We start from the raw sequence: 15852 nt of genomic DNA, 5'->3' as shown, positions 1-15852 counted from the left end.
GCGGCCTAGCTTCCGGCGATGTTATAATATAACCGGAGCCGGGTTTTGGCCCCTCGCGATCCCAGACTTTCCAGCGACGAGAACGACGCCCCGCGCGTTTCCGCCTTTGCGGCCGGTCTCGGCCCGCGGCTGGTGGTCGCGCTGGCCGCGACGGCCGCGCTCTGGCTTGGCGTGTTCTGGGCGCTCGCACGATGAAATCCGCCGCTCCTCTTTCCGTCCGCGACCTTACCGTTGCCTATGACCGCGTCCCCGCCGTCCATCATCTGACGGGAAGCTTCGCGCCGGGCAGCCTCACCGCCATTGTCGGCCCGAACGGCGCGGGCAAGTCGACGCTCCTGAAGGCCATCGCGGGCCTCGTGCCCCTCGGCGAAGGCCGCATCGAGGGCGCAAACGGCAACATTGCCTATCTCCCGCAGCTCGCCGAAATCGACCGCAGCTTTCCCATTACCGTCATCGATGCCGTCTCGCTCGGCCTCTGGCGCGAGGTTGGCCTCTTCCGCGCCATCACCGGCGCCCATGTAAGGCGCGCCCGCGCCGCGCTTGCCGCCGTCGGCCTCGAAGGCTTCGAAAACCGTCAGGTCGGCGCGCTCTCTGCCGGTCAGTTGCAGCGCGCGCTCTTCGCCCGCCTCATGCTTCAGGACGCTGGGCTCATCCTGCTCGACGAACCCTTCGCGGCCGTGGATGAACGCACCAGCGCCGATCTCATGCAGCTCGTTGAAGGCTGGCATGGCGAAGGCCGCACCGTGATCGCCGTTCTGCATGACCTTGAGCGCGTGCGCGAGAGTTTCCCCGACACGCTGCTGATGGCGCGCGAACCTGTCGCCTGGGGTGCGACCCCGGATGTACTCGCGCCGGAAAATCTCCGCCGTGCGCGCTACGTCTCCGACGCATGGGGAGACGCCGCATGATCTATGACATGGCAATCGCTCCCTTCGTCGATTACGGCTTCATGCGTCGCGCGCTTGTCGCCTGCTTCGCGCTTGCGCTGGGCGGCGGGCCCATCGGCACCTTCCTCGTGCTGCGCCGCATGAGCCTCATGGGCGATGCCATGAGCCACGCTATTCTGCCCGGCGCCGCCATCGGCTTCCTGATTGCCGGGCTTTCGCTCTGGACCATGAGCATTGGCGGCCTCGTCGCGGGCTTGGCTGTCGCCTTCCTCGCGGGCCTCATCTCCCGCGTGACCGCGCTGCGCGAAGACGCAAGCCTTGCCGGCTTCTATCTCATCAGCCTCGCGCTCGGCGTCCTCATCGTCTCGACGCAGGGCTCGAACATCGACCTGCTGCATGTCCTTTTCGGCACCATCCTTTCGGTGACCGACGATGCGCTGATCCTCGTCGCCTCCATCGCAACCCTCAGCATCGTCACGCTCGCCCTCATCTACCGCCCGCTGGTGATCGAATGTTTCGATCCCGCCTTCCTCCGCGCGACGACGGGCGGCGGTACGGTCTGGCATTTCATCTTTCTTGTGCTGGTGGTGGTGAACCTCGTCGCGGGCTTCCAGGCGCTCGGCACATTGATGGCGCTCGGCCTGATGATGCTGCCCGCCGCCGCTGCCCGCTTCTGGGCCGGTGCGGTCTGGTCGCTCGCCGCCCTTTCAACCGTGCTGGCCTTCCTTTCGGGCTTCGCCGGGCTTCTCCTCTCCTACAATTTCAATCTGCCCTCCGGCCCCTCGATCATCCTCACCGCCGGACTGGTTTATGTAGCGTCGATCCTTCTCGGCACACGCGACAGCGTACGCACGCGCTATTTCCCGCGCGCCCATTTCCACGACTGAGGGAGTTGCCCCATGAAGAAGCTCGCCCTGTCTCGTCTTACCCTGTCTCGTCTTGCTCTGGCCTGCCTCGCACTCGCTCTTTCGTTCGCTCTCGCCCTCCCCGCCAGCGCGGAACCGCTGAAAGTCGTCGCAAGCTTCTCGATCCTGGGCGACATGGTGAGAAACGTCGCGGGCAGCAATGCCGATGTGACCGTGCTTGTCGGCCCGGATGGCGATGCGCATAGCTTCGAGCCGGGCCCGGCCGATGCGAGCGCACTTGCCGACGCCGATCTGCTGGTGATGAACGGCCTCGGCTTCGAGCCCTGGATGGTTCGCCTCGCCGCCGCTTCCGGCACGAAGGCGAAATACGTAACCGCCAGCTTCGGCATTAATCCGCGCCGCCTGTCGGAAGAAGAAAAACATGCCCACGATCACGACGATGAAGACCACGATCATGACCACAAGGGCCATGACGAAGACGGCTACCCGGAAGCCGCGCACGACTTCGACCCCCATGCCTGGCAGAACCTGCGCAACGGCATCGTCTATGTGCAGAACATCGCCGGTGCGCTCGCCGAAAAAGACCCGGACAACGCCCTCGTCTATCAGGCCAATGCCGAGAGCTACATCACCGAACTGAAAAAGCTCGATGGCTGGGTCCGCGGCGAGCTTGCGAAAGTCCCGCAGGAAAAGCGCAAGGTCATCACCACGCATGATGCCTTCGGCTATTTCGGCGACGCCTACCGCATCGAGTTCATTTCCGCCCTCGGCGTCGCCAGCATGGCCGAGCCGAGCGCCGAAGCGCTTGCCCGTCTCGTCGATCGCATCCGCCAGGAGAAGATCCGCGCCCTCTTCCTCGAGAACATGTCGGACCCGCGCATGATGGAAACGATCGCGCGCGAAACCGGCGCGGAAGATGGCGGCACGCTTTATTCCGATGCACTCTCGAAGCCGGACGGAGCCGCGCCGACTTACGTCGCCATATTCAGGCACAATGTGCCTGTCCTCATCGCCGCCATGCAGAAAAATTGAACACCTCCCCCTCGCGGGGAGGTCGGAACGTGTCAGCGTTCCGGGTGGGGGGAAGCCGCATCCTGCGGCTTCGTGATCGCGCCCTTCGCCTGCCCGAACGCGCCGATATCGAGTTCGCGGTAGAGCAGCCGCGACGGGTCCACCGGCCCCGGCATGGTCAGCCGCCCGTAAGGCACCGGGCCGAATCCGACCCGCGCATAATAGGGCGCATCGCCGACAAGGATCACCAGCCGGTAACCGAGCTTCTTCGCGTCCGTGAGCCCCTTTTCCATCAGCGCAATGCCGCAGCCCTTGCCCCGCAATTCGGGGTCGACCGCAAGCGGCCCGAGCATCAGCCCCGGCACCCCGCCAATGACAACCGGCCAGAAGCTCAACGCCCCCACCATCCGCCGCTTCTCGCCCTCGCCCGAAAAGGCGACATAGCAAAGCGCCGGCACCGCCTTGTTGCCTTCGCGCAGCCGCTGCGCCGCCTTGGCATAGCGGCCGGGGCCGAAGGAAAGGTCCAGCAGCGCTTCAATGGCAGGCCCGTGTTCAGGCCGCTCGGCTTCGATTTCAAACATGGGGTTTATCTCGACTGGCAGCGGATGGAGAGAGGTGAGAAACGCTCACCCGTCACTATCGCTTCCGCGCTCAGGCGAAAGAGAGGATCGTGCGGGCGCGCATTTGCGCGAGGCCTCGAAGGCCCCGAGCCGTCTCTCGTCGTCGCTGCGACATGAACCGCGCCATTTCACAAAATCCTCTGGCCGGAGCCTTGCTCCGAAGGAAAAGGCGGATAGCACGGTAATTCCTCCCCGTAAAGCGGCTTTGGCGGGCCCCAATGCCCCCTTCGGGGCTAAAAAGGCTGGAATGGCTGCTTGGCCCCGGCTAGCTTCCCCGCAAACAAGCACACACCGGACCGACAGGGAGAGCGTCATGGGAATTCTGGAAGGCAAGGTCGTACTCGTCACCGGCGCCGCGGGCGGCATCGGCAAGGAATGCGCGATGATCGCGGCGGCGCAGGGCGCAAAGGTCGTCGTGAACGATCTCGGCGGCAGCGTGAAGGGCGGCGATGCGGGCGATGCGAGCGCCGCGCAGAAGACCGTCGATGAAATCAAGAAGGCGGGCGGCGAAGCCGTCGCCAACTCCGACAGCGTCTCGCTGAAGTCCGGCGCGGAAAACATGATCGAACAGGCGCTCGACACCTTCGGCGGCCTCCACTCGATTATCAGCCCCGCAGGCATCCTGCGCGACGGCATGTTCCACAAGATGCCGGACGAAGATTGGGACGCCGTCCTCGAAGTGCATCTCAAGGGCAGCTACAACATCACGCGCGCGGCCATCAATCATTTTCGCGAGCAGGAAGAAGGCAGCTTCGTTCTCTTCACCTCGACCTCCGGCCTCATCGGCAATATCGGTCAGGCGAACTACGCCGCCGCCAAGATGGGCATTGCGGGCTTGTCGCGCATCATCGCCATGGAAGGCGAGAAGAAGAACGTGCGCTCCAACATCATCGCGCCCTTCGCCTGGACGCGCATGATCGCGACCATCCCCGTGAAGGACGAGGCATCGGCCCAGCGCGTCGACCGCATGAAGAATGCGATGCGCGCCGAGCAGGTCGCGAATTTCTCCGTCGCGCTGGCCTCGCCGGAATGCAAGACGAGCGGCCAGATCTTTTCCGTCCGCGGCAACGAGATCGTGCTCTTCTCGCAGCCCCGGCCTGTGAAGTCCGTCGCACGGATCGATGGCTGGACGCCGGAAACGATCCTCTCTCACGGCATCCCGGCCATGGAAGGCGGCTACACGGATCTCGGCGCCACGGCCTCCGTCTTTACGTGGGAGCCGGTCTAGGTTTCACGAGATACCGAAACGAAAAGGCGGGCCAAGTGCCCGCCTTTTCCATGCAATGAACAACCTCTCCATCTGGCCCACCCTCCCCCTGTGGGAGGGTCGAAAGTCGCAAGCGCAGCGAAGCGAATTTCGGGGAGGGGCAAGTGGAGGAAACGGCAGGCGAGTCATCCACCGATGGCGGAGAACCCCTCCCCTAAAAATCCTCACGGATTTTTAGACCCTCCCACAGGGGGAGGGTGCTCGGGATGGCAAGCGCAGCGACGATCACCCCACCCAAGGCGCCTTCCCCGGCCCGAACTTCTCCGCCGCGAAATCGATGAACGCTCGCACCTTCGCCGCCAGATGCCGCGAATGCGGATAGATTGCGTGCAGCGTCAGCGCAGGCACCGTCCAGTCCTGAAGCACGCGCACCAGCGCGCCGCTTTTCAAATACTCATGGGCGATGAAGTCCGGTGAAAAGGTGAGCCCCGTTCCCGCCAGCATCATGTCGAGCATGGCGTCGGCATTGTTGCAGAGGAAGCGGCCCTTCAGCTCCGTCTGCTCGCTTTTCCCCTCGCCATTCGTCAATTCGAGAAGATTGGGCCGTGAAAGCAGCGTGTAGAGAAGGAATGAATGGTCGGCGAGATCGGCCGGGCGCTTCGGTACCCCGTGCTTCTCGAAATAGGAAGGCGCGCCCACGATGTAGCGCTCGACGGGCGCGAGCTGCCGCGCGATCAGGCTCGAATCCTGTAGCGCCGAAATGCGCAAGCTGACGTCGAAGCCTTCCTCGATCAGGTCGACCCGCCGGTCGTTCAGCACAAGATCCACATTGAGTTCGGGGTAACGCGCCAGAAACTCGGGCATCACCGCCCCGAGCTGACGGATACCGAATGTCATCGGCGCGTTGATACGGAGCAGGCCGCGCACCGCCCCTTCGACGCAGGTCGCCTCCTCCGCCGCTTCTTGCGCTTCCGAGACGATGCGTTGCGCCCGCTCGAATACGACCGTTCCCGCCTCGGTGAGGCTGATCCGCCGCGTCGTCCGGTTGAGAAGGCGCACGCCGAGCTGGTCTTCAAGGGTCGAGACATGGCGGCTCACCATGGATTTGGAAAGGCCCAGAACTTCGGCGGCAGCCGTGAAACCGCCCGTTTCCGCCACTTTCGCGAATACCGCGTAGCCGTTGAGGTCCACCGTCATTGTTCACCTATGAGAAACAATTTGTTCCAGTTGGACCTGATTATCTCTCAGAAAAGATCAATTACATAGGTCTTATCGAATTCAGCGATCGCCCATCAGGGGCACCCCAAAAAGGAGGGACAGATGAGCAAGAAGACGAAAATCCTGGTGCTCTACCACAGCGCCTATGGCCACATCGAAACGCTGGCATATGCCGTTGCCAAAGGTGCGGCTTCCGCCGCCAACACGGAAGTAACCGTGAAGCGCGTGCCCGAAACCATGCCTGAAGAGGCGATGAAAAATGCGGGCATGAAGGTGGAACAGGAAGCGCCTGTCGCCACCCCGCAGGAACTCGCCGACTACGACGCGGTGATCTTCGGAACGCCGACCCGCTTCGGCAACATGACAGGCCAGATGCGGACCTTCCTCGACCAGACGGGTGGCCTTTGGCAAAAGGGTGCGCTCGCGGGCAAGGCGGGCTCCGTCTTCACCTCGACAGGCACGGGCGCCGGCAACGAGACGACCATCACCTCGTTCCACTCGACGCTCATTCACCACGGCATGGTGATCGTCGGCCTGCCTTATTCGGTCGGCGAGGAACTGTTCGACATTTCCGAAGTGCGCGGCGGCTCGCCTTATGGCGCCTCGACGCTCGCAGGCGGCGATGGCAGCCGCCAGCCGAGCGAGAAGGAACTCTCGCTTGCCCGCAAGCAGGGCGCGCATGTCGCTTCCATCGCGGCAAAGCTCGCCGCCTGACAGGTGCCCTGACAGGTGCAATGCGAACAACACGAACCTGAGACGATCCGGGTGCATCTGTAAGCGCGTACCGGATCGTCGGGCCCGGCCGGGTCACCCCCCTCCTCCCTCGCCCGGCCGGGCCCTGCCATTCACGGAAAGCCATTCACGGAAAGGAAGAAGACGATGATCGATATCCGCGATTTCGACAGTCTTGGCGGCGCCGAGCATGGCTGGCTCACCGCGAAGCATCACTTCTCCTTCGCGGGCTATCATGATCCGGCCCGCATGGGCTGGGGTAGCTTGCGCGTCTGGAATGACGATCTCATTCAGGCGAAGACGGGCTTCCCGCCCCATCCCCATCGCGACATGGAAATCATCACCTATGTCCGCGAAGGCGCGATCACCCATCGCGATCACATGAACAATGAAGGCCGCACCGTTGCGGGCGATGTTCAGGTCATGTCGGCGGGCCGCGGCATCCAGCATGCGGAATGGAATCTCGAAGACGAGGACGCCCGCATCTTCCAGATCTGGATCGAGCCGAACCGTCAGGGCGTCACGCCCCGCTGGGAAACGGCCGCCTTCCCGAAGGAGGACCGCAAGGGCAGGCTCGTGCCGCTCGCCAGCGGCAAGACCGATGCCCCGGCCGAAGCGCTCTGGATCGCGCAGGATGCGGAAGTTCTCGGCGCGACGCTGGACGCGGGCACGCAAGTGACCCATCTCATCGGCAAGGGCCGCCTCGCCTATCTCGTGCCCGCGAAGGGCCGGGTGGAAGTGAACGGCATCGAGGTCTCCGAGCGCTCCGGCGCCGCGATCCGTGATGTCGAAAAGCTCACCATCCGCGCACTCGACGATGCCGAGATCGTACTTGTCGACCTGCCGCCTGAAGAGTGATCCGCTACAAAAGAGAACAGGAACGGAAGGAAAAACGATGGGACTCCTCGTCGAAGGCAAATGGACCGACAAGTGGTACGACACCAAGTCGACCGGCGGCGCGTTCAAACGGCAGGAGTCCGCCTTCCGCAACTGGGTCACGAAAGACGGCGCGCCCGGTCCTTCAGGCAAGGGCGGCTTCGAGGCGGAAGCCGGGCGCTACCATCTCTATGTCTCGCTCGCCTGCCCCTGGGCGCATCGCACCCTCGTCTTGCGCAAGCTGAAAGGGCTTGAGGACAAGATTTCGCTCTCCATCGTCGATCCTCTGATGCTGGAAGAAGGCTGGACGCTCAACGATGCGGACGAAGACACCATTCCCGATTTCGTGAACCGCAAGACGAAGCTCTACGAGGTCTATCTCGCCGCCGACCCGGACTATACGGGCCGCGTCACCGTGCCTGTGCTCTGGGACAAGAAGAAAAACACCATCGTCACCAATGAATCAGCAGAGATCATCCGTATGCTGAACTCAGCCTTTGACGAGATCGAAGGCGTCAATGCCGAGCTGGACTTCTACCCAGAGGAATTGCGCGCCGAAATCGACGACGTGAACGCCGCCGTCTACGACAAGGTGAACAACGGCGTCTACAAGGCGGGCTTCGCCACCGGACAATCCGTCTATGACAAGGAAGTCGCCGCCCTCTTCGAGGAACTGGACAGGCTGGAGGCCCGCCTCGCCAGGCAGCGTTATCTCGCGGGCTCCCGCCTCACCGAAGCCGACTGGCGCCTCTTCACCACGCTTGTGCGCTTCGACGCCGTCTACTATTCGCACTTCAAGTGCAACCTGCGCCGCATCGCCGACTACCCGAACCTCTCGAACTATCTGCGCGAGCTATATCAGATGCCCGGCATCGCGGAGACGGTCAACTTCACCCACATCAAGCAGCACTATTACGGCAGCCACAAGACGATCAACCCGACGGGCATCGTCCCCGCCGGGCCTGTCCTCGACCTCGATGCGCCGCATGACAGGGCGCGCTTGCGCTAACGTCAGTCGAGCGCGTCCGCGCGCAATTTCTTCACCCGCTCGATGGCAGCGCCCTGATTGCGCGCTTCGTCGTAGCGCATGTGGCGCGGCAGCGCGAAGTGATAGGCCTTGAGCGCCGGTTCCTCGCTTTGCCGCATCACACGGTCCAGATCGAGAAACACGCAAGGCGTGCCCGAATGGTCCGCGCGTCCGAGATCGTCGCAATGGCGTACCGAATTTCGCAGCGCGCGCGTCTGCTGCGTGTCGAGTGCCTGAAGCGCCGCCTTTTCCTGCGGCAGCGCCTGCCAGTTCACCTCGTCCTGCGCAAATGCGGGCGTGCTCCCCAGCGCGAGGGCGATGGCGATAAATCCTGTCACGAGCATTTTTCTCATGGCGTCCTCCGGTCGGAACATCAGCTAGTCCGAAAATTTGGGCGAAAAAGGGACCGCCGCCGCTTTCTCGCGCGCCTGGGCGTTACCAGAGCTCGTCCGGCCGGTGCCCTTCGCACACTTCCGCAATCCGCCGCGCCGTCGAGGGCGTAATGCCCTCCGGCAGCGCATCCGGCGCATAAAAACCGCTCTCCGCGATTTCCAGCGAGCGACGGGGCTCGTGCTCATAGTCGCCATGCGCCACCACATAAAGCGCCACATGGTCGGATTTGAACTCGCGGAAATTCGCATAGAGCCCATGAAGCCGCGCCTCGCCGGTGAGCATGACGCCCGCTTCCTCTTCCAGCTCGCGCCGCAGCGAGGTCAGCATGGTCTCGCCGCGCTCCACGCCACCCCCCGGCAGATACCAGCCCGGAATATAGGTGTGGCGCACCAGCAGCACATGGCCCCGCTCATCGAACACCATGCCCCGCACACCCGCCGTCAGCGGGCGGCTCACCCGCCAGTAGAGGCGCAGGAGAGGTCGGCCGATTTTCCAGATGATCGCGCTGGGGTGAAGCATGGACGAAACCTAACATGAGCCTCCTTTAGACCTCGTCAATATTCTCCGCGCTAGTCTCACCCCGCACGCCGGTTTCCATGCGGAAGCTGGCAAGGCATGGGCTTGGGCAAAAGATGATGGGCATTCTCTCGCGATTGCGGGGCCGGCGCGACATTGCGCCGTCCGCCGAGGAAACGCCTTCGGTGACGCCGGAGGCGGTTCAGCGCGCGCTGCGCATTCGCGGCAACGCGGCAGGCTCGCTGTCGGCCGCCGAACTCGGCCAGCATATCGCCACCGCCCTCTCCACCATCGAAACCGCCGTCCTCGCTATGGACGCCATCGCCGAGCGCCTGCGCGAGGCCGCCGATCTGGTGCGCGACGCCGCTTCAAGCGAGGATCATGGCCGCCGCGCGCTTCTCGCCGGCCGTTATGACGACCTCCGCGCCGAGATCGACGCCATCGCCGGTTCCGCCTCGCATAACCGCGTGAACCTGATCGCGGGCCGGCGCATCGGCGGCACACTCACCACCTTCGATATCCCCCTCGATGGCGATGGCCGCTCCGGCATCGCCATTCAGGTCGCGAACCTCACCACCGGCGAGGCGGGGCTTTCCCTCTCGCCACCCCGCGACGCCTTTGCCAGCGACGCCGAGATCGAGGCAATCGCCGCCGAACTTGTAAAGGCCCGCGAGCGCGCCTTCACCGTCAGCGAGCGTTTCGCCGACCACGCCGCCCTCATCTCCGACCGTCTCGCCCGGCTCCGCGAACTGGCGGGAAGCCACGCCATAGAAACCCGCCTGCCGACCGGCGCCGATGACGATGCGCCCGCCCCGCGCACCGAATATGAACTCGGCATGGACGCCGTCGAGGACAAGCTCCGCGCCCTCGCCGAGCGCCTCGAAAGCCGGTCCCCCAAAAACGAAACCGAAGCCGAAGCCGAAACCAAAAGCCCGGACTGACCTCGCCTGCCGGTTTCGTGCTAAAGAAGGGCTCCCACCGGAGGAGAGCCCCATGACGACACCCGCCACCCCCCTCGCCGCAAGCGGCCCCAACGCCGATCAGATCGACTACTGGAACGGCGATGCGGGAGAACGCTGGGCGCGTTATCAGGACAAGCTGGACGCCATGCTCCAGCCCTTCTCCAGCGCGGTGCTCGAACTTGCCGACATCAAGCCCGGTGAACGCCTCATGGATATCGGCTGCGGTTGCGGCGCGACGACCTTCGAGGCGGCGGAGCATGCGGGCCCCGCGGGCCATGCCCTCGGCGTCGACATTTCCGGCCCCATGATCGCGCGCGCCCGGAAGCGGGCAGAGGAACGCGCCGGGACATCCGGCGGCCATGCGGAATTCATGCTGGCCGATGCCGCCACGCATGATTTCGGCGCAGGCGCCTTCGATCTTCTCGTCTCCCGCTTCGGCATCATGTTCTTCGCCGATCCCGTCGCCGCCTTCTCGCATATGAAGCCCTCGCTCGGAACGTCCGGCCGCATCGCCTTCGTCTGCTGGCGGCCGATGAAGGAAAACGGCTGGGTCTCCGTGCCCTTCTTCGCCGCCCTGCCCCATCTCCCGCCGCAGGAGCCGCCCCTGCCCGGCACGCCCGGTCCCTTCGCCTTCGCCGACCCCGATCGCTTCCGCGGCGTCCTCAAGGATGCGGGCTATCGCGACATCGCCATCGAGGCTTTCGACGCCTCGCTTTCGCTTGGCCGTGGCGATGATCCGGTCGGGGCGGCATTGGAACAGACGCTCGAAATCGGTCCGCTTTCGCGCGCCCTCAAGGAACTGCCGGACGAGACGAAAACCCGCGCGGCGGATGCCGTACGCGAGGCGCTCGCCGGTCATGTCTCCGATGGCGAGGTCCGGCTCGGCGGTGCGGTCTGGCTCGTTTCGGCCCGCGCCTGAGCCCGTTCCTTAACCATCCCTGAACCGCCAAAGCCGCAAACGCGCGGCTTTCCGCCGCTTCCCGGTTCCCTTTTGTTAAGACCTTCCCGTTAAGGTTGAGACACATGGGGGAGCGCGGGGGGCAATCCGCACCCCGTGCTGCACAACGCAGGCAAGCAAGCGGGGGTTCGATGTCTGTAGCTCTTTTTGAAAAGCTGACGATTCTCGTCGTGGATGACAGCGCCTATATGCGCCATCTCCTGATGACGCTGCTCCAGGCGCTTGGCGTCAAGGAAGTGCTTCTCGCCATCGACGGTGACGAAGCTCTCTCCATCGTCCATACGAAAGAACCCGACCTCATCATTACGGATGCCGCGATGATGCCGATGGACGGCTTTTCCTTCGCCAGCAAGCTGCGCAGCATCCGGGGCCACGCCCTTGGCATGGTGCCGATCATCATGGTTTCGGGCCACACCGACATTGCCTCCGTCGAGCGCGCCCGCGATATCGGCATCAGCGAGTTTCTCTCCAAGCCCATTTCCGCCCGCGGTCTCTACGAGCGTCTGATCCAGGTGCTCGACCGGCCTCGCCAGTTCGTCGAGACGCCGACCTATCGCGGGCCGGACCGGCGCCGCCGCGAACGCCCCTTCAAGGGCGACGACCGGCGCAATTCGATCGCCCTGCTCTGAGGTGCACACCCATGATCGAACGCAGACCCCTCTCCAGACTGGCCGGCGATGAAGCGCGCGAGGAAGCGCCGCCTCTCGACGTCCGCTTCATTCGCGTCCCCTCCATCGCGGAACGCAAGCTCGGGTCGGATTATGTTGCACCGATGCGCCTCGACCCGCGCGTCCTCGAACAGATGCAGACGACGATCCGCGAACTCGAAACGAAATATGCCGACTCGCTGAAATCGCAGATCGCCATGCTCCAGATCCTCGTCGAGCCCGCCTGCCGGGGCGACAAGGAAGCGCGCGAGCGTTTCTATATGCTGGCGCATGACATGCGCGGCCTCGCGGGAACCTTCGGCTACGCCATTGTCGGGCAGTTCGCGGATTCGCTTTGCCGCTACGTCGAACACTCGCGCGACGGAGACTGGAATGACGGCACCGTCGTCAATTTCCATGTCGATGCGATCCGCGACGCGCTCGAAAATCCCGGAACCGACCCCGCCATCACCACGGAAACGCTGAATGCGCTCGACCGGCTGATCGGTTCGGATGTCAGCGAACGCGGCAGCCAGAGAAAACGGGGATGAACGAAATCCCGACCAGAGCAGACGAAGACTTCTTCTGTAAGCTGAAGATACTCGTGGTCGAGGACAGCGTTGAAATGCAGCGTCTTCTCGTTGCCCTTCTGGAGTCGATGGGTATCGTTCACATCGCTGTCGCGCGCGACGGCGAAAAGGGTCTTGCCGCCTTTGCCGCCCGGCGTCCCGACATCATCATCACCGACGGCGCGATGGTGCCGATGGACGGCTATGAAATGACGCGCCGTATCCGCGCGGTGGAAGCGGGCGGCAACGCCAATCCCGATGTGCCGATTCTCATGATCTCCGGTCATGCCGGGCGCGAGAATGTCACCCATGCGCGCGATCAGGGCGTGACGGACTATCTCACCAAGCCGCTTTCCGCCGACACGCTGTATGAGGCAATCGTCGCCGCCGTGTCGAAGCCGGTTCATTTCCTGGACAAGCCGGGTTATCGCGGCCCCTCGCCCAAACGCTCCCTCGATGCAAGGCGCAGTTGAACTCCCTATCTTCATTCTGCCCCCGCCCCGAAAAATTCTTCCGAATTTTTCGACCCTCCCCAAGGGGAGGGTAGGAAGAAAAACGTGTTTTCTGTGTTTTACGCGCGTCTCAATCTTGTTTGAAAGATGCCATGCAACATAACAACAGCCGCCCACCCTCCCCTTGGGGAGGGTCGAAATTTGGAAGCGAAGCGCACCGAATTTCGGGGCGGGGGCGGCGCAAACTCTCCCTCAGCTCACCTCGTCGAGAAAACGCTCGAACAGCGGATTGAAAACCTCCGGCGCTTCCCGGAATGGTGAATGGCCGAGCCCGTCGAGCACATGCACCTTCCCGTCCCAGAGATTGCGATAGCCGACACGTTCGAGGAACGCATTGTTCACATAGGGCTCCGCCCCGCCCGTCACGACCGCGAGCGGCTGCGGCGCCGTCTCCGCGATCTTGCGCCCGTCGCCGTCGCGTCCCTCCATCGCCGATTGCAGCATCATCGGGCGAAAGCGTCCATCCGCGCGCAAGGCCGCCGCCAGCATCCAGGGCTCCATTTCGACGCTCTGGCCAAGCCCGCCACGCACTTGCGTGCGCGCATCCTCTTCCGTGAATTCCGCCTTGAAGGTGAGGCCCATCTCCTCTGTCGGCAAAAACCCGTCCGCCATGTCGGCGCCGCCCGCGGGCGGCGTGCCGGTGATCCAGGCAGCGATCGTGCCCGGCCAGCGTTCCAGCATTTCGAGCGCCGCATGTCCGCCGAGCGACCAGCCCATCACCACAGCGCGCTCCACCTTCAGCGCCTCCATCAGCGCCATCGCCGCATCGGCAAAGCCGTGGATCGAATAGGTGAGCGCCGGGTCCGGCGCGTCGCTGCTTTCGCCATGTCCCGGCAGGTCGAAAGCGATGAAGCGGTAGCGCTTCGCCATCGGTGCCTCGAACTGCTTGGCGAACATCTCCTTGCACGAAGAGTTGCCGTGAATGAACAGCACGGCCGGGCCCGCGCTTTCGCCTTCGAGGCCCTCGCTCTCCATATAGGCGAGCGTCCCATGCGCCGTCTCGGCCTTGTCTTTTCTCATTTTCATCCCCTCTCGAAAGCGCCAGATTCCGCCAGTCTTGCATCAGCTTGGCAATAAAAATGACGAAGGCGTCATTATTTTTTGCGTCCCTTAACCCTCACGCCTATATTGATATTCGAGGACAAGGGAGCTGGAGGCCAGAGCAGATGATGACTGGATCGTTTTCATCCGGTCACGAAAATCTGCTCGTCGCTCGATGATCTGGGCCATTTTCCGAACCGGCAGGTATTCCACCTGCCTTGAAAATGGTCTGGAGCCTTTCTGCATCCCGAGAAGCAGGAGGAACCATGACCGGCAAGATCACCACCAACATCACCGTCGACTCGGCCTATGAGGCCGTCGCCCCGGACGACTTCCCCGCAATGATGGAAGTCGACCGTTACGGCAATCGTTCGACCGCATTCGACAAGATCATTTCCGCGACGCACGACCATTTCTGGGATCCGCAAGACAAGAAGTATGTCGATTTCTCCCAGCCCTTCGACATGGAAAACGAGTATCTGATCGATCCCGAGCAGAACACCGACCTGAAGACGGCGGTGAAGGACAAGCTCGACGAGAAGCAGAAGATCAAGCTCGTCAACATGGATGTGCAGTGGGGGCTCTCCTCCATTCTTCATGGCGAAGCGGGTGCCCTCGCGCTGTCGGCGAGCCTCTGCCACATCCTGAAGGATCCGGGCGCGCAGGAATATGCCGCCAACCAGACCCGCGAGGAAGCACGTCACGTCGCGGGCTTCTCGAATTACATCAAGGCGCGCTGGGGCAAGCCCGTGGGCGTTGGTCCTGCACTGGGCGACGTTCTCACCGAACTCGTCAACACGCCGCTCGTCTGGAAGAAGCTCGTCGGCATGCAGATGCTGGTCGAAGGCCTCGCAATGGGCGCCTTCGCCTCCTTCTACAAATATGGCCGCGACCCCCTCATGGTGAAGCTGATGCAGCTCACCATGACGGATGAAGCCTTCCACCATAAGTTCGGGAAGATCTGGGCGGACCGCACCATTCCGAACCTGAAGACGGAAGAGCGCGACGCCATCGAAGACTGGGCCTGGGAAGTCTTCCAGGTACTGCTCTTCAATCTCGGCAGCCCCGAGCAGAAGAAGCACATCTATGTCGCCGTCGGTCTCGACTGGGAATGGGTGCAGGGCGCCTTCATGGAAGCCATGACGGATTCGAATATCCGCGAAGAGATGCAGGAATCGAGCAATATCTTCCGGGTGCTGATCAAGACGCTCCTGAAAGCCGGCATCATCACCGACCGCACGGCCATGAACTACGCCGCCTTCATCGACATGAAGGAACTCTATGGCGAGGGCGACCGCATGATCGGCGACGACATCGCGGAAGAAGGCATCAAGTTCCTGCGCCAGCTGAACGGCCAGGGCGGCGGCGCCTACTCGCTCGACCGCATGTCGGCGGCTGAATAACACCCCGTCACGTCATGGCCCGGGCCTGTCCCGGCGAAAGCCGGGATCACCGGGCCATCCACGCCTTTGCCTATGAAGGGCGGCAACTCCGGTTGCCGCCCTTTTTACTATGAGCTAGCCATCCCACCCTCCCCTTGTGGGGTGAGAGGCGTCTTGCACAGCAAGCGAAAAGGTCCGGTGGACCTTTTCGAGCCTCGAACGCCTGGAGCGCAAGCGCAAGGCCAGTCCGTCGAAGACGGTTTGGGGCGGGGGCTCGCAAAAACAAAAGTGTCATCCCGGCGAAAGCCGGGATGTGGATTCACATTTGAAGTGCAACAGTTTCTCCGAGAAGAGTTCGGCGGGGGTGCGGAAGTCAAGGCATTTGCGGGGCGTGTTGTTGTAGAGGGCGAGGAGGAGGTTGAAGCGGC

General features: G+C 63.2%; 19 protein-coding genes. 14 read left to right on the top strand and 5 right to left on the bottom strand.

What is annotated here, in order from left to right:
• Nucleotides 1–45: 45 nt before the first annotated feature.
• The 4 genes from ABJO61_RS14545 to ABJO61_RS14530 are packed head-to-tail and all read left to right on the top strand — an operon-like array spanning nucleotide 46 to nucleotide 2785.
• Nucleotides 46–195 (top strand): hypothetical protein, encoded by a 150-nt coding sequence (locus ABJO61_RS14545; RefSeq protein ID WP_348327600.1) that lies wholly within the window; start codon nucleotides 46–48, stop codon nucleotides 193–195.
• Nucleotides 192–908, top strand: coding sequence for an ABC transporter ATP-binding protein (locus ABJO61_RS14540; RefSeq protein ID WP_348327603.1), 717 nt, complete (start codon nucleotides 192–194; stop codon nucleotides 906–908). Before ABJO61_RS14545 ends, ABJO61_RS14540 begins: the two co-directional genes overlap by 4 nt.
• Nucleotides 905–1774 carry a metal ABC transporter permease gene (locus ABJO61_RS14535; RefSeq protein ID WP_348327606.1) on the top strand — a complete coding sequence of 290 codons (870 nt, stop codon included), beginning with the start codon at nucleotides 905–907 and terminating at the stop codon, nucleotides 1772–1774. The genes ABJO61_RS14540 and ABJO61_RS14535 overlap by 4 nt, the downstream gene beginning before the upstream one ends.
• 12 nt (nucleotides 1775–1786) lie before the next feature.
• Nucleotides 1787–2785, top strand: a complete 999-nt coding sequence (locus tag ABJO61_RS14530; RefSeq protein WP_348327608.1) for a zinc ABC transporter substrate-binding protein — start codon at nucleotides 1787–1789, stop codon at nucleotides 2783–2785.
• 32 nt (nucleotides 2786–2817) lie between these two features.
• On the opposite strand, the gene ABJO61_RS14525 is transcribed toward ABJO61_RS14530, so the two are convergent.
• Entirely contained in the window at nucleotides 2818–3345 is a 528-nt protein-coding gene (locus ABJO61_RS14525; RefSeq protein WP_348327611.1) for an N-acetyltransferase, read from the bottom strand.
• A 352-nt stretch (nucleotides 3346–3697) separates the two neighbouring features.
• Between ABJO61_RS14525 and ABJO61_RS14520 the strand changes: the two genes are divergently transcribed.
• Complete coding sequence (locus tag ABJO61_RS14520) at nucleotides 3698–4612, top strand: SDR family NAD(P)-dependent oxidoreductase (protein WP_348327614.1); 915 nt, start codon at nucleotides 3698–3700, stop codon at nucleotides 4610–4612.
• Nucleotides 4613–4876: 264 nt separating this feature from the next.
• Here ABJO61_RS14520 and ABJO61_RS14515 read toward each other — a convergent pair whose 3' ends face one another.
• Nucleotides 4877–5788, bottom strand: coding sequence for a LysR family transcriptional regulator (locus ABJO61_RS14515; protein ID WP_348327617.1), 912 nt, complete (start codon nucleotides 5786–5788; stop codon nucleotides 4877–4879).
• Nucleotides 5789–5911: 123 nt separating this feature from the next.
• Here ABJO61_RS14515 and wrbA point away from each other — a divergent pair, with 123 nt between their 5' ends.
• From wrbA to ABJO61_RS14500, 3 genes are all read left to right on the top strand, one after another.
• Nucleotides 5912–6523, top strand: a complete 612-nt coding sequence (gene wrbA / locus ABJO61_RS14510) for an NAD(P)H:quinone oxidoreductase (RefSeq protein WP_348327620.1) — start codon at nucleotides 5912–5914, stop codon at nucleotides 6521–6523.
• A 165-nt stretch (nucleotides 6524–6688) separates the two neighbouring features.
• Entirely contained in the window at nucleotides 6689–7399 is a 711-nt protein-coding gene (locus ABJO61_RS14505; protein ID WP_348327623.1) for a pirin family protein, read from the top strand.
• A 37-nt stretch (nucleotides 7400–7436) separates the two neighbouring features.
• Entirely contained in the window at nucleotides 7437–8426 is a 990-nt protein-coding gene (locus tag ABJO61_RS14500) for a glutathione S-transferase family protein (RefSeq protein WP_348327626.1), read from the top strand.
• A gap of 2 nt (nucleotides 8427–8428) precedes the next feature.
• Here the strand turns inward: ABJO61_RS14500 and ABJO61_RS14495 are convergent, their stop codons facing one another.
• Nucleotides 8429–8797, bottom strand: coding sequence for a hypothetical protein (locus ABJO61_RS14495; RefSeq protein ID WP_348327629.1), 369 nt, complete (start codon nucleotides 8795–8797; stop codon nucleotides 8429–8431).
• Nucleotides 8798–8879: 82 nt separating this feature from the next.
• Nucleotides 8880–9356, bottom strand: coding sequence for an NUDIX domain-containing protein (locus ABJO61_RS14490; protein WP_348327633.1), 477 nt, complete (start codon nucleotides 9354–9356; stop codon nucleotides 8880–8882).
• Nucleotides 9357–9469: 113 nt separating this feature from the next.
• On the opposite strand from ABJO61_RS14490, the gene ABJO61_RS14485 reads away from it, so the two are divergent.
• The 5 genes from ABJO61_RS14485 (at nucleotide 9470) to ABJO61_RS14465 (ending at nucleotide 12962) form a co-directional block, all read left to right on the top strand.
• A complete protein-coding gene (locus ABJO61_RS14485; RefSeq protein WP_348327636.1) occupies nucleotides 9470–10294 on the top strand; it encodes a hypothetical protein in 825 nt (274 codons plus the stop codon).
• Between the two features lie 52 nt (nucleotides 10295–10346).
• Nucleotides 10347–11234, top strand: a complete 888-nt coding sequence (locus ABJO61_RS14480; protein WP_348327639.1) for a class I SAM-dependent methyltransferase — start codon at nucleotides 10347–10349, stop codon at nucleotides 11232–11234.
• A 170-nt stretch (nucleotides 11235–11404) separates the two neighbouring features.
• Nucleotides 11405–11902, top strand: coding sequence for a response regulator (locus ABJO61_RS14475; protein ID WP_348327642.1), 498 nt, complete (start codon nucleotides 11405–11407; stop codon nucleotides 11900–11902).
• A gap of 11 nt (nucleotides 11903–11913) precedes the next feature.
• On the top strand, nucleotides 11914–12471 hold the full coding sequence (locus ABJO61_RS14470) for a hypothetical protein (RefSeq protein WP_348327645.1): 558 nt from the start codon (nucleotides 11914–11916) through the stop codon (nucleotides 12469–12471).
• A complete protein-coding gene (locus tag ABJO61_RS14465; protein ID WP_348327648.1) occupies nucleotides 12468–12962 on the top strand; it encodes a response regulator in 495 nt (164 codons plus the stop codon). Before ABJO61_RS14470 ends, ABJO61_RS14465 begins: the two co-directional genes overlap by 4 nt.
• A gap of 231 nt (nucleotides 12963–13193) precedes the next feature.
• Here the strand turns inward: ABJO61_RS14465 and ABJO61_RS14460 are convergent, their stop codons facing one another.
• On the bottom strand, nucleotides 13194–14021 hold the full coding sequence (locus ABJO61_RS14460) for an alpha/beta hydrolase (RefSeq protein WP_348330741.1): 828 nt from the start codon (nucleotides 14019–14021) through the stop codon (nucleotides 13194–13196).
• Nucleotides 14022–14308: 287 nt separating this feature from the next.
• On the opposite strand from ABJO61_RS14460, the gene ABJO61_RS14455 reads away from it, so the two are divergent.
• The gene (locus ABJO61_RS14455) at nucleotides 14309–15445 is read left to right on the top strand and encodes a ferritin-like domain-containing protein (protein ID WP_348325391.1); all 1137 of its coding nucleotides are present in this window, start codon (nucleotides 14309–14311) and stop codon (nucleotides 15443–15445) included.
• Nucleotides 15446–15852 lie beyond the last annotated feature (407 nt).

It is taken from the genome of Parvibaculum sp., from assembly GCF_039973015.1.
In the GTDB taxonomy this organism is placed as follows: Bacteria; Pseudomonadota; Alphaproteobacteria; order Parvibaculales; family Parvibaculaceae; genus Parvibaculum.
The sequence above is the reverse complement of the archived record's forward strand: the minus strand, read 5'-3'. Positions and strand labels throughout refer to the sequence as shown.